General features: G+C 46.9%; 18 protein-coding genes. 3 read left to right on the forward strand and 15 right to left on the reverse strand.

From position 1 onward, the window contains the following. Positions 1-85 precede the first annotated feature (85 nt). On the forward strand, positions 86-1336 hold the full coding sequence (locus BTA31_RS05795; RefSeq protein ID WP_076789677.1) for a nucleotidyltransferase: 1251 nt from the start codon (positions 86-88) through the stop codon (positions 1334-1336). 19 nt (positions 1337-1355) lie between these two features. Here the strand turns inward: BTA31_RS05795 and BTA31_RS05800 are convergent, their stop codons facing one another. Next, positions 1356-2378 carry a SepM family pheromone-processing serine protease gene (locus tag BTA31_RS05800; protein ID WP_076789681.1) on the reverse strand — a complete coding sequence of 341 codons (1023 nt, stop codon included), beginning with the start codon at positions 2376-2378 and terminating at the stop codon, positions 1356-1358. Between the two features lie 326 nt (positions 2379-2704). Here BTA31_RS05800 and ylbJ point away from each other — a divergent pair, with 326 nt between their 5' ends. Next, positions 2705-3925: a sporulation integral membrane protein YlbJ gene (gene ylbJ, locus BTA31_RS05805; protein ID WP_043927551.1), complete on the forward strand. Its 1221-nt coding sequence runs from the start codon at positions 2705-2707 to the stop codon at positions 3923-3925. A gap of 8 nt (positions 3926-3933) precedes the next feature. Here ylbJ and coaD read toward each other — a convergent pair whose 3' ends face one another. The 10 genes from coaD to BTA31_RS05850 form a co-directional block, all read right to left on the reverse strand. Next, positions 3934-4428, reverse strand: a complete 495-nt coding sequence (coaD, locus tag BTA31_RS05810) for a pantetheine-phosphate adenylyltransferase (protein WP_043927550.1) — start codon at positions 4426-4428, stop codon at positions 3934-3936. Continuing rightward, on the reverse strand, positions 4421-4987 hold the full coding sequence (gene rsmD / locus BTA31_RS05815; protein WP_076789685.1) for a 16S rRNA (guanine(966)-N(2))-methyltransferase RsmD: 567 nt from the start codon (positions 4985-4987) through the stop codon (positions 4421-4423). Before rsmD ends, coaD begins: the two co-directional genes overlap by 8 nt. Positions 4988-5035: 48 nt before the next feature. Next, a complete protein-coding gene (locus tag BTA31_RS23510) occupies positions 5036-5170 on the reverse strand; it encodes a hypothetical protein (protein ID WP_275667471.1) in 135 nt (44 codons plus the stop codon). A gap of 110 nt (positions 5171-5280) precedes the next feature. Next, positions 5281-5553, reverse strand: coding sequence for a YlbG family protein (locus BTA31_RS05825; RefSeq protein ID WP_043927546.1), 273 nt, complete (start codon positions 5551-5553; stop codon positions 5281-5283). Between the two features lie 71 nt (positions 5554-5624). Further along, entirely contained in the window at positions 5625-6074 is a 450-nt protein-coding gene (ricF, locus tag BTA31_RS05830) for a regulatory iron-sulfur-containing complex subunit RicF (RefSeq protein WP_076789691.1), read from the reverse strand. A 69-nt stretch (positions 6075-6143) separates the two neighbouring features. Next, positions 6144-6275: a hypothetical protein gene (locus BTA31_RS23515; protein ID WP_275667472.1), complete on the reverse strand. Its 132-nt coding sequence runs from the start codon at positions 6273-6275 to the stop codon at positions 6144-6146. A 76-nt stretch (positions 6276-6351) separates the two neighbouring features. Further along, entirely contained in the window at positions 6352-6591 is a 240-nt protein-coding gene (locus tag BTA31_RS05835) for a YlbE-like family protein (protein ID WP_003181501.1), read from the reverse strand. A 14-nt stretch (positions 6592-6605) separates the two neighbouring features. Then, a complete protein-coding gene (ylbD, locus tag BTA31_RS05840; protein ID WP_076789695.1) occupies positions 6606-7004 on the reverse strand; it encodes a YlbD family protein in 399 nt (132 codons plus the stop codon). Between the two features lie 152 nt (positions 7005-7156). Next, positions 7157-8200, reverse strand: coding sequence for a CAP domain-containing protein (locus BTA31_RS05845; protein WP_076789699.1), 1044 nt, complete (start codon positions 8198-8200; stop codon positions 7157-7159). A 141-nt stretch (positions 8201-8341) separates the two neighbouring features. Beyond that, positions 8342-8788, reverse strand: coding sequence for a CBS domain-containing protein (locus BTA31_RS05850; RefSeq protein WP_043927540.1), 447 nt, complete (start codon positions 8786-8788; stop codon positions 8342-8344). Between the two features lie 167 nt (positions 8789-8955). On the opposite strand from BTA31_RS05850, the gene BTA31_RS05855 reads away from it, so the two are divergent. After that, on the forward strand, positions 8956-9315 hold the full coding sequence (locus BTA31_RS05855; RefSeq protein WP_043927538.1) for a YugN family protein: 360 nt from the start codon (positions 8956-8958) through the stop codon (positions 9313-9315). Positions 9316-9371: 56 nt separating this feature from the next. Here BTA31_RS05855 and ctaG read toward each other — a convergent pair whose 3' ends face one another. Genes ctaG through ctaD form a run of 4 tightly spaced genes read right to left on the reverse strand, consistent with a single transcriptional unit; the run spans position 9372 to position 13128 of the window. After that, positions 9372-10271: a cytochrome c oxidase assembly factor CtaG gene (ctaG, locus tag BTA31_RS05860; protein WP_234113191.1), complete on the reverse strand. Its 900-nt coding sequence runs from the start codon at positions 10269-10271 to the stop codon at positions 9372-9374. 33 nt (positions 10272-10304) lie between these two features. Further along, a complete protein-coding gene (ctaF, locus tag BTA31_RS05865) occupies positions 10305-10634 on the reverse strand; it encodes a cytochrome c oxidase subunit IVB (protein WP_043927536.1) in 330 nt (109 codons plus the stop codon). A gap of 2 nt (positions 10635-10636) precedes the next feature. Then, complete coding sequence (ctaE, locus tag BTA31_RS05870; RefSeq protein ID WP_020451275.1) at positions 10637-11260, reverse strand: cytochrome c oxidase subunit III; 624 nt, start codon at positions 11258-11260, stop codon at positions 10637-10639. After that, a complete protein-coding gene (ctaD, locus tag BTA31_RS05875) occupies positions 11260-13128 on the reverse strand; it encodes a cytochrome c oxidase subunit I (RefSeq protein ID WP_043927533.1) in 1869 nt (622 codons plus the stop codon). The genes ctaE and ctaD overlap by 1 nt, the downstream gene beginning before the upstream one ends. Between the last annotated feature and the right edge of the window lie 23 nt (positions 13129-13151).

A 13151-nucleotide genomic window follows, 5' to 3' on the forward strand; every position in this document is an offset into this window, starting at 1 on the left:
AAAAACGTTGTTTTCGCGAGGCGTCTGGACATTCCATGTGTAAATGTATCATAACTATTTCAAGAGATGCAAGAGAGGTGAAAAAATGAAAGCTGTCGGCCTTGTTGTGGAATACAACCCTTTTCATAACGGACATTTATATCATATAAAGGAAGCAAAATCAGAAACCCGGAGCGAAGTGGCGGTTGCCGTTATGAGCGGCTCCTTTTTGCAGCGCGGCGAACCCGCCATCGTCTCAAAGTGGGCGCGAACGAAAATGGCGCTCGCATCTTATGCTGATGTCGTCGTTGAACTCCCTTACATATTCGCCGTCCAAAAAGCGGAAACGTTTGCTGAAGGCGCCGTCTCGATTTTAAATGAATTAGGGTGTGCTTCTCTGTTTTTCGGAAGCGAGCACGGCGATATTGAGGCGTTTCTCAATACAGCCGCACACACGATAGAGCACGAAGACGGGCTCAATGAAGAAGCAAAAAAACAGATAGCGTTTGGGCTGAGCTACCCGCAAGCGATGGCAAAAGCGTTCCGGGCTGTAACCGGAGACAGCAGAAACATTGTTGACCTTTCTAAGCCGAACAACATTCTCGGATTCCATTATGTGAAAGCCATCATGCAAAAGCAATTAAGCATGAAGCCCGTAACCGTCAAGCGCCGTTCCTCAGGCTATCACGATTCGGCCTTCCCGGAAGCGGACCGAATCGCAAGCGCCACGAGCATACGCAAATCGATCTTTGAAACGGAAAGCCTTGCGGACAGCCGCTTCTACCTTCCAAAATCATCGGTCGATGAGCTCGAGGAATACGCCCGGACTTTCGGCATGTGGCACTCGCCTGAAGATTATTTCCCCTTTTTGAAATACAGCCTCCATACAATGGATACAGAAGAGCTGAAAGGGATTTATGAAGTGGAAGAAGGCCTAGAGCACCGCGTCAAAAAAGCGATCCGGAAAGCAGGCTCTTTTAAGGAATACATGGAGCTTTTGAAAACGAAGCGCTATACGTGGACGAGGCTGCAACGCATGAACACCCACATCCTCACAAAAACGAAGAAAGCCGACGTTAAGCGCATGTTAAGCGAAACGCATCCGGCCTATATTAGACTTCTCGGAATGACGAAAAAAGGGCAGGCCTATTTGGCTGAAAAGAAAAAAAGCTTGAGCGTACCCCTTATGACAAAGACGGGATCTTTTTCCCACCCTTCCCTTCAGCTCGACATAAAAGCGGGACAAGTATACAGCGCCCCGCTCAATGAGCCGGAGCGGACGATGTTGACAGAGCAGGAATATTCCCTTTCGCCGATCAGGTATAATGAAGACAGCCGGATATTTTTGCGCAAATAAAAACACCTGATGGACATCATCAGGTGTTTTTCACTTTATCTTCCAAATAATGAATCGCATCATCCATCGTGTCGACAGGGACGATTTTCATATCGGTTTTAATATCTTTTGCCGTTTTGACCGCTTCTTCATAGTTTGATCCTTTTTTTCCGCCTTCGTTCGGGGCAAAAAAGATGTCGGCTCCCGCTTTGTCTGCGGCAACGATTTTCTGGCTGATGCCGCCGATCGGACCGACTTTGCCTTCGTCATCGATCGTTCCGGTTCCCGCAATGTGGTGTCCTTTCGTCTCGTCTTCTTTTGTCAGCTGGTTATAGATCTCCATTGACATCATCAGCCCTGCCGAAGGGCCGCCGATGTTTTCAATGTCCATATCGACCTCCGGCTTCACCTTGACATTGCGGTCTGTGATGAGGGATACGCCGAGTCCCGCTCTCTTCGGATCTTCTTTAAAAGTTTTCAGCTTCATCTCATATGTTTTTTCTTCTTTATCCCGTTCAACTACGATTTTCACCCGGTCTCCGGCTTTTTTTGATTCGATGTAGCGGACGAAGCTCTCCGCTGACCGGAACGTTTTTCCGTCCGCTTTTTTAATTTTGTCCCCGACTTGTATTTTTCCTTCTGCAGGCATGCCGCTGACGACCGACATGGCATATACACCGTTAAACGTGTAGCTGACTTCTTTTCCGGCCCGTTTATAAGCGGCGATCATCGCATTCTCCTGGGAATCTCTCATCATTTGCAGCTGGCGCTTCATATATTCCTGATCAGATTCGCCTTCTTGTTTGAAATTTTCTTCCGGAAGAATTTCGTGATAAGGGCGCACTTTTGCCCATATGTATGTAAGCGGATTTGCAGGGCCGACTTTAACTGTCATTAAAGAAAAGCTCCCTTTTTCAGGATAGCCGTTATCGACTTTAATTAAAGGGTTCAGCTCGGTCGCTTCGCCAGGTTCGGTGATGTAATAAGGCAGCTTCACAAATGACAGCGCAGCCATGATGATAACGATCAATAATGCGATGCGTATAATTCTTTTTTTCAGCATGAAAATGTAACCCTCCATCTTTATTTTCACCGGCTCACATCTTGGGCCGGCTCCAAATTTTCAGCCTGCATGAATTCACAGATGTATGAAATACCTTCTATTGATGCTTATCAAGGAGAAGGGCTTCCGCGAGTTTTCAAAGCAGCTTCCGGTTCATTTGTTTCATCGCCGATCTGCAATCTGGTGGTCTAAAATGAGGACCAGCCTTCGTATAATGATAAAGAAGTTTCACGGAGAAGGCTTCCGTACAAATCGGGCAAGCTTTTCGTTTATTTTATCATGATCCTGTTTCCAATGTGTATTCACAGCCGCAAAGGGGGTTAGAAATGGACATGTCAAAGGTAAAGACACTCATGATTGCCGTTTTGCTGCTTTCGTTTACAGCCGCCGTTATTACCCACCCGCAAGAATCATTTGACGCTTCTAAAAGTGGACTTGCCATGTGGTGGGAGGTCGTATTCCCTTCCCTTTTGCCTTTTTTTATTTTATCAGAGCTCTTGATCGGGTTTGGTGTCGTCAGGTTTGTCGGGCTGCTGCTCGAACCTTTCATGAGACCGGTGTTCCGCGTCCCCGGCGTCGGAGGATTCGTGCTCGCGATGGGAATGGCATCAGGAAACCCGGCCGGCGCAAAATTGACTTCAAGGCTGAGACAGGAGCGGCAGATTTCCCGGGTTGAAGCAGAGCGGCTCGCTTCATTCACCAACTCATCTAACCCGCTGTTTATTTTCGGAGCCGTTGCGGTCGGCTTTTTCCATAATCCTTCTCTTGGCGTCGTGCTTGCGGCGGCCCATTATTTGGGCAATTTCGCAGTCGGACTGACGATGCGTACTTACGGAAGAAAAGAAGAAAACCGCACCGCCGTGCGAAAGAAGCTTCCTGTGCCTTCAATTAAAGAAGCTTTAAAAGCACTCCATCAGGCAAGACTTGAAGAAAAGCGGCCGCTCGGCAAACTTTTGAGCGATGCTGTTATCTCTTCCGTCCAAACGCTGTTAATGGTAGGCGGCTTCATTATTCTTTTTTCGGTTTTTAATAACATTCTTTCTGTGATGCACATCACCGACATTCTTTCGCACGCCACACGAATGATTTTGACGGCCCTTCAATTCCCCGGTGATTTTGATAAACCTTTATTATCGGGATTGTTTGAGATTACGCTCGGCAGCAAACTGGTCAGCGCAACGGATGCGGCGCTTCTCCAGCAAGCGGTGATCGTCAGCTTTATTTTGGGTTTCAGCGGCTTCTGTGTTCAGGCGCAGGTTGCCGGCATTCTTGCTGAAACGGATATTCGCTTTAAACCGTTTTTTATCGCCCGCATCCTCCAGGGAATTTATGCAGCCATCTTTGTTCTTATTCTTTGGAAGCCTCTTTACACATCGTTCTATTCCCCGACGGAGCCGGCCTTCTCCTTTCTGACGGCCGGGAAAACGGAATCTTTCTTTCTAGAGATGTGGAACACTTTAGCAGAGATCGGTCCGCTCCTTACGATCGGCACCCTTCTCATCTACATCATTCTTTATGCCAAAACCTACGCTCCTGCTAAAAAATGAGCAGCCGGTTACGGCCGCTCATTTTTTGCAAACTTTTTTTCAAGTGCAGCCTCGACCGCTTCCGGCACGAGTTCTGCGACTGAACCTTTATATTTTGCCACTTCTTTGACAATGCTTGAACTGAGGAATGAGTATTGGTTGTTCGTCATCATAAAAAATGTTTCAATACTTTCATCGAGCACCTTGTTCATCGAGGTTCCCTGCATCTCGTATTCAAAGTCAGATACCGCTCTAAGCCCCCGCAGGATGACGTTCGCCTGCTTGCTCTTTGCATAATCAATCAAAAGCCCCTGAAAAGATTCCACTTGCACATTCGGGATATCCTGCGTCACTTCGCGAAGCAGCCCACAGCGTTCTTCCACCGTAAACAGCGGCTTTTTCGAAGAATTGTTCAAGACGCATACATACACTTTGTCAAACACTTTCGCCCCTCGCCTGATGATATCCAAATGTCCAAAGGTCACCGGATCAAAACTTCCGGGACAAACGGCAATGCTAGCCATCCCCATTCCCTCTCTTTCTGTATATGGTCACGCCTGTTAAGCCGTATATTTCCTGCCGGGCAAGCTGAAGTCCGCCCACCGCTTCCGGCAGCATGACTTCCTTCGCATGCTCTGCCATAATAAACCCTCTGTCAGTCAGCATATCCGCTTCATCAATCATCGATAAAAGCGCTTCCAGCTTTTGCTCTCGATATGGCGGGTCCAAAAAGACGGCATCAAAGCTTGCGCCCCTTTTCACCAGTGCATGCAGAGCACGTTCCGCGTCATTCCTGTACACCTCGGCTCGTTTTTCCAAGCCCAGCGTTTTCAAATTCCCTTTTACGGTTTGAATCGCTTTAAAATCACGGTCGACAAAAATAAAGCGCTCAAATCCCCGCGACAGCGCTTCAATGCCCAATCCGCCGCTTCCCGCGTACAGATCAAGGCCGGTGCCGCCTTCAAAATACGGGCCGACCATATTAAAGATGGATTCCTTTACTTTATCGGTCGTCGGCCTTGTCGACGTGCCGGGAACCGCTTTTAAGGCACGTCCCTTATACGTCCCAGAAATCACTCTCATACTTCCACCACTTTTTCTTAAAACTCGAAAAAAATCATTCCTATCTTATCATAAAGTGTTTTTTGGCACAAACACCCAAAGTGCAAATTCATATGTATAGCAAAAAGGCTCGGTGGTGATAATAATAGCAACAGCATCGATTGATGTTGTTGCCAACCGCGGAGAAGACTTACGTTTCCCCATAAGTTCTTCCTCCGGTTTCTCCTCTCCCTTTGCCTTCTCCTTAATTTTTTTAAGGAATAGAAGGACCCCGCAGAGGTATTTCTGCGGGGATTTTTTTAACATAAACCAAGTCAGAGCCCGGCTTTATAGTCGTATTCTTTCGCTTTATCCTGCTTGGATTCAAACTCCATTTTCAAGAACGGTTTGTATGAAAGATCCACCTGTTTGACAAAAGAGTACGAACGTATTTTAGCGATGATTCTTTCGGCATCTTCAATATTGCAGTACACCACTACATATTTCAGCCGCTTTGAAACGTAATGAACATTTCCGAATTTCCTGAGCATTTTTGCCTGCTTCAAGGAGTGCAGCCAAACGATTAAGCCTTGACGCCTGATTTCCAAATTGTTCACCTGCCTGTCGCTCTGTGCATGAAGTTCTATAAAAAAACGAGACTCGGGGCGACCGAGCCTCATCAGGAAACTTTACAGCCGCAGCTTCCGCCTGACCCGCAGCCGCCGCCGCAAGATGAAAGATTATCAAAATAAGGGTTTCCAGTCGGTACTTTGATATGTTTTGACACAGCATGACCGATTTCCACGCTGACTTCATCAAGAATGGATTGCAGTTCGGTTTCCGCCTTTTTAAATTCGGCTACTGTACCGTGAAGGTCAAGCTCCCGTTTGATTTCCCTCATTTTCTTGGATATCTCTTTATAATCAGGATGATACTTGCCAAAGCGCTGTACATCCTCATACTGTTCTTTTATTTTCGCAAACGAAGCGATAATGCGTCCGGCCTCTTCATCTTCGCGGAGACGCTTGTAGCATTTTCTGTAATGTTCAGCTGCCTCAGATTGAAGAATCATGTTGGCCAAATCATATGCTTCATTTTGAAGCCGCAACGATTCCATTGTGGCAAACATAGACATGCACCTCCAGCTATAGTGTAACACAAATCAGCCGTTTTCAAAAATGTCTATGCCGCCTCCGAACTATAATTTTCCAAAAACTTCGCTTTCGCAAGCGGCATCGCGCCAATCTGATAAGCCCTTGGGCTTTGGTTTATGGGTGGCGCAACCAGCCAGCAAGAGGCACAGCAGCATCACAAGCCAGCACTTCTTCATCACAGATCAACTCCTTCACACCTAGCTTTACCAGAATGGCGCGATTTATCATCATAAAAAAAGACTCAGGCTTAAATTAATCCTGAGTGCGCATCGCATGAAACATTTGAAGCATCATCTGGGCCATCTGAATGCTGCCTGATAACTGGTTGACCCTGTGAGGAATCGTTTTTTCATAAAAGTTCATCATATCGAGATGAAAGGCTGACAGGTCATTCGGATTCCGTGAAAGCTTGCGGTACCAGACCGGCTGCTCACGGATGAACCGGCGGCGCTCTTCATCGGCGAACACATACTCCTGCACTTCTTTACGCATGTCTGACTCCTTTCCTAATCTTTTCGGAAAGAAAACGGATGCTCGCCGCCGCTTTGATTCTGCTGTTTTTGGCTTCCGCTCGAAAACTGGCTGAGCAAGCTTTGCAGCGAAGAAATAGACTGGCTCATTTTATTGATCTGCTCATTCATTTGATTGGCATCCATCTTTCGGACGGCCGTCACCATTTTCGAAATGAAATCATTTTTGCCGCCAGCGTCCGGCTCATTTTCTGCCGAAGCTTCTTTTTCCCTGTACGGATCCCAAATCGAATCGTCTTCCCCGAGCAAAACCCAGTTTTCATATACCTCCTGCCAACTTTTTTCTTGTTTCCGGACTTCGGAAATCAACTTAGGATGCCGTTTTATAAATTGCTTAAATTCATTGATGGATGATTGTGCGTTTTGATTTGCCAACGTCTACACCCCCTCCGAAAACATATGCCTACTATAGTGTAATCCACCCCGGCAAAATGTGTTCGCCTAAAATTCCTCTTTTTACAGGAACAGTGAGCAGCCGACATTTAGGGGTTCTCAAAAAACGAAAAGCCCGGGTATTGTCCCGGGCTCTATTGCCATTGTTTAATAAAGTTTTGCGTATAATATTTCTCGTCCACCCCGACTCCGAGATGGGTATAGTCGGCATTTAACAGCGCTTTTCTGTGTCCTTCGCTGTTTAACCAGCCTTCAACCGCCGCAGGCCCGTCGACATAGTTGAGCGCGATATTTTCCCCCGCCTGCTCAAAGTTGACTTTTCCTTTTTCAAGCCTGTCTTTGAGCGTGCCTTCCGTTTTTGACACATGGGAGAAATAATGGTGCTCTTTCATGTCGCTGCTGTGGCCGTATGCAACTTTTGATACGCCTTCATCCCAGGAGAGCTGAGACAGGTCGTGTCTTGTGCGGATGACGTTCGTTATATCAAAAATCTGCTTCTCATTTGCTTTCTCGATTTTCTTCCAATCCGATTCTGTCAATGCTTTAGGTTCGATTAGGGTGCCTCTGTAGACCACTTCATACGGCCTTTGCTTGATTAAAGTCGGCGCATCAAATGCCCTGATGCTTGAAAGTGTCCCCTCGAATTTATCCATGTACAGCTGAACATAGATATCTCCGACTTTCACCGTCGGCCTTGTATTCATGTCTTCTTCGGAAAACTCAAAGCGGTATGAACTGCCTTTATATTGAACATTGACATACGGGGCAATCTGGGTGGTTTTGAAAACTTCCCTTGACGGCCGTCCAATTTTAAACGGAGCGGTGTTCAGTCCGTCGCCTGTCGCAAACAATGTCACGGCTTTGCCGCCAAGCAAGCCGATTTGAACGTACTGTTTTTCCCCTTTGTTATAGACCCACCATTCATAATCATATGCTGAAGGATCGACTCTGTCCGGTTTCCCCAGTTTCTTTTCGATCGTTTCAGCCGATTCTCCGACAAAAGAAAGCAGGCCGGAATCGGGAATGTTCAAGGACTTCTCTTTTTTCGCATCTTCGTTTGAGACTTGCGGCTTGTCTTCCTTCACAATTTTCTCAGGCGTTGAACCGTATTGAATAAACAGCGTGTATGAAGCCGCAACGATGAGAAGGATCACGACCGCTCTTAATATATTTTTCAAACTTTCACCTCCGACTGACGGATCAATCTATCCATAAAACGGCGCACCGCATCAAAAACTTGCCTTTAGTGTCATTTAAACAGAACTGACATGAATTTTCAATGATAATACAGCCTATTAAGATTTGAGACAAAATATGTTTTAATGAAGAAAATCTCCAGGCCTCTCTTCGTTTTCCGATATAAATGTCAGCGCGTCGCCAGCCTGGCGGTTTGATTTTTGATGAGTTGAAATATCGCCGAGCGTAATGATGCCGGCAAGCGTTTTTTCCCGTGTAACCGGAACCCTTCTGATCTGATAATCTCCCATGAGATCAACCGCTTTTTCGATTGAATCGTCTTCACTTACCGTAATGAGATCCGTTGTCATGAGATTTGTAATCTTTTGCGAATTCGGTTTTTTAGCTGCGATTCCCCGCAGCACCAAATCCCGGTCAGTGACGATCCCAACCAGTTCCAAGCCGTCATCAAGCACAACCGGAATCGCTCCGACATTCCCGTCTTTCATTTTCACGGCAGCCTCGTACACATTATCAAGAACCGTACAGTATAATATTTCCTTTGTCATGATATCTTTCACACGTGTCAATCAGAAGACCTCCTCTTGTCTTTCGTTTGTTCATATTGTCGTCAAGCTGCCCGCGATTCATACTGTTCACAAAAATATTTATATATCGGCTCAGCCAGGATTGAAAGTTTAACGCTTTCATACTATGATTGTCAGTAAAGGTAATTTTTTTAAGGGGGTTTTACGGGATGAAATTTGAAGAATCCGGTATTGAAGGATTGACCGCTGACCTTAACCGGTTGGACGACATCATGGAAAACGAAGGGTTCGTAAGAGCTGGACAATGGGATTATGAGCGCGTCACATATGACCGCAAATTTGATATGGTGGAAGGCAGATTCTACCTCCGCGTGTTCGGATATGCCGTCGAAGGTGATGTGGGCGCCCGGCGCGCGGTAATCAAACTGATGACACCGCTTTTGGGCAAATATTATTATCCTCATGGAGTGGAATACGGCGAAGACGAACACTTTCCGCCGCAGCTCCTCAAAACAAGCAAGACAGTGCTGAATTCGATCAAAGAAAAAGTTTCGGCGCTTGAAGTGTAGGAGACGTACATAAAAAGGGTACAGCCCCTCGGGTGAGGCTGTACCCTTTTTTCATCTTAATGAACTGTAGACGGAGAGTATCGTTCTTCTTCCAGTTCCTTTTCGTCTTTGGCTCTTTCCTTCCTCGCCCAGCCGAAAAAGATAATCGCCAAAAATGTCCCGTACACGATTTCCTGTAGGATTTTCATGACGATCGCGCCAAGCTGCTGATCTTCCAGAACAGGCATGCTGCTGAACATTTCCGGACCTGTAAGCGTCATTCCGCTCAGCGTATCGAGAGGAACGCACAGTTTCATTGCCTCCGCCCATGCGGACGGATCTGAATATGTCGAATACAGAGCTGTATCGCTGAACATGATTAACGCGCATGCCGGTGTCAGCAAAATGCCGTCAGCCATAATGTAACCGAGTTTCAAAAGTCCGTTCATCTGCGGAAGCTCCTCGACCTTGTGAACGAGCGGCCACCACATGAAAAACGCTGCAATAAAGATCAGCACCGTAATGACGGCATGATAAACGGCATCCGTCTTAATAAAATCAAACACCAATGGAATGTGATACATCGAAAATAAACCGTTAAATACGATAATCGCGATCAATGGTTTGGAAAAAAACCGGAACAGCGGCTTGACGATCGGCAGGAAAATGACCTTTTTCCAAAACCAAGTCGGTATGCCAAGGATGATCAGAGGCGGCACGATTAAATACAAAACCGCCATTTGCGCCATATGCGCGCTGAACATAATATGTCCCAGCAAATCAATCGGACTGCCTTTAGACACGTATAAAAGAATCATCGCCGTCAGGAATAAACCGATTTCTTTCCTGGATACCCGCTCTTCTTCTGATCCTAAACGTTTCATCAAAAAAAAGTAAAGGGCGGTTATGAAAACGACAGCCCCTAGGAAATAGGGGCTCCAAAGGGCGCGAAAACCGAATATTTCAAGGCTGCCCAACATGAGCATCCTCCTTTCTGTATGTCGGTTCGATTACCACCAAATAAGCGTCACAAAAGCCAAAACGGTAACAAAAGCGACCAAAACTCCTGTATAAAGGAACAAAGTCGGCGCTTCATGCCCCCGCTGACTCATATGCATAAAGTAATACAGCTGAAACGCAACCTGAATGACGGCCAGCAGCAGAATGAACGGTACAGTAAACCATACGCCGGCATCTGAGGCGACCGTTAAAAAAGCGACAATAGTCAGACCGATCATCAAACCGAATGAAATAACCTGATATCTCATGTCCTCCGCGTTTTTCTTTTTGCGGTAGGCAAGATCTATTTTGGGATTCCCTCTGTTTTCGTTATTCACCATTTTTATCCCACCATCCCCATCAAGTATACAACGGTAAAGATAAACACCCAGACAACGTCGATAAAATGCCAGTAGAGGCTTGCGACAAAAAACTTCGGCGCGTTGTAAAGGCTTAATCCGCGGCGCGCATTTCTGATCATCAAAGAAAGAATCCAGAGAAGCCCGAAGGTAACGTGTGCTCCGTGCGTGCCGACTAGCGTATAAAAAGCGGATCCAAGAGCCGAGCTTTGAATGGTAAACCCATATTCGTGAATGTAATGCGTGAACTCATATATTTCAAGCGCCAGGAAGCCTGCACCGAGCAGAACGGTAATTCCGAGCCAAACCTGCATCTTTTTAAAAGCGAAGTTCTTCATATGATACATGGCATATACGCTCGTTAAACTGCTCGTCAAAAGGAGCATTGTCGCCAGAAAGACCAGCCCCATGTCAAACATCTCGGTCGTTTTCGGCCCTCCTGCATTCGAATTCTTCAGCGCAAGGTATGTTGCGAAGAGAGACGCGAAAAGAACCGTCTCTCCCCCGAGAAATAGCCAAAAGCCGATAAACTTATTTTTTCCTTCTAACGTAGCTTTTTCAGGAGAAGCCGGGAAGGTTTCAGCCGTCAATTTCTCTTCTGTATGCATTATGCCTTCACCCCTTTGTCGTCATCATCCATCAGATCTTCCTTATGAATATGGTACCCGTGGTCATCAATTACAGACCGGAGTAGCATCATAAATAATGTGATCCCTAACCCGATCAGAATGACAGGCAGCCCCCAGGCGAATTCCGTCCGGTACATAAAGCCGAAGGCGGATATAAACAGCCCGAGTGACATGATGAACGGAAGAATCGATCCGTTTGGCATATGGATGTCCTGAAGCGGCTCCGCGGCGGTCATTGACTGCTTGCCGGCTCTTTTTTCGATCCATAAAGCATCAAGGCCTCTGACCAAAGGCAGCTGTTTAAAGTTGTATTCAGGAGGCGGCGAAGAAACGGCCCACTCGAGCGTTCTTCCGTCATGCCAAGGATCACTGCCGACTTTTTCCCCTTTAGCAGTCGTCACGATAATATTAATCACGAGTATGATGACCGCAGCTGCCATAAACACAGCTCCGATTGAACTGATCAAGTTTGCCATGTCAAATCCCTGATTCGGCAAGTATGTGAACACACGTCTCGGCATTCCCCACAATCCGAGCCAATGCTGGATGAAGAAAGTCAGATGGAACCCGATGAAAAAGAGCACAAATGTTATTTTACCCATCGCTTCGCTCAGCATTTTCCCGAACATTTTCGGCCACCAGTAATGAGCTCCGGCGAGGATGGCGAACACCACTCCGCCGATGATGACGTAATGGAAGTGAGCCACGACAAAGTACGTGTCATGGAACTGATAGTCAGCCGGTGCAGCAGCAAGCATTACACCTGTTACCCCGCCCATGACAAACGACGGGATAAAAGATATCGCGTAAAGCATCGGCGTTGTAAACTTAATGCTCCCGCCCCAAGCCGTGAGCAGCCAGTTGAAGATTTTAATTCCGGTCGGGACGGCAATGGCCATCGTCGCCACCGCAAAAATGGCGTTCGCCACAGGCCCGAGACCCGTTGTAAACATATGGTGAGCCCAAACCATGAAGCCTAAAAAGCCGATCAATACGGTCGCAAATACCATTGAAGAATAGCCGAACAGCCTTTTTCTCGCAAAAACCGGAATGATTTCCGAAAAAATTCCGAACGCCGGGAGTACGAGAATATAAACTTCAGGGTGCCCGAAAATCCAGAACAGATGCTCCCAAATGATCGTATTACCGCCTAATTCCGGATTGAAAAAGCTCGTTCCGAACAACCGGTCCAGCATCAAGAGCGCGATGCCTACGGTCAGCGGAGGGAACGCGAACAAAATCAAAGCCGAAGCGACGAATGTCGTCCATGTGAAAAGCGGCAGCCTCATGTATGTCATGCCTGGCGCCCTCATGTTGATAATCGTCGCAAGAAAGTTAATCCCGGCAATCAGCGTACCGATCCCTGCGATTTGCAGACCGAGAACATAGAAATCGATCCCGTGCCCTTCGGAATGAAGGGAAAGCGACGCATAAGACGTCCAGCCGGCATCGGGTGCCCCTCCCAAAAACCAGCTTAAATTCAGAAAGATGCCGCCGAAAAGAAACAGCCAAAAGCCGAGCGAGTTCAAGAATGGAAACGCGACATCCCGCGCGCCGATCTGCAGCGGGACGACGGCGTTCATCAATGCAAACAGAAGCGGCATCGCTGCCAGGAAAATCATCGTTGTGCCGTGCATCGTCATGATTTCATTGTAGACTCCGCCACTCATGATGTCATTGTTAGGTATCATCAGCTGAACCCTGATCAGCATCGCTTCGATTCCGCCGAGCACAAAGAAGAACCCGCCTCCCAGCAAATAAAGGATGGCAATCTTTTTATGATCGACAGTCGTTAAATAGTCCCATAATACAGCCCCAAAACCTTGCTTTTTCTTAAGCGTACTCACAATGTAACCTCCCTCATTCTCCC

The sequence above is a fragment of the Bacillus haynesii genome (genome assembly GCF_001969855.1).
Taxonomy (GTDB): domain Bacteria; phylum Bacillota; class Bacilli; order Bacillales; family Bacillaceae; genus Bacillus; species Bacillus haynesii.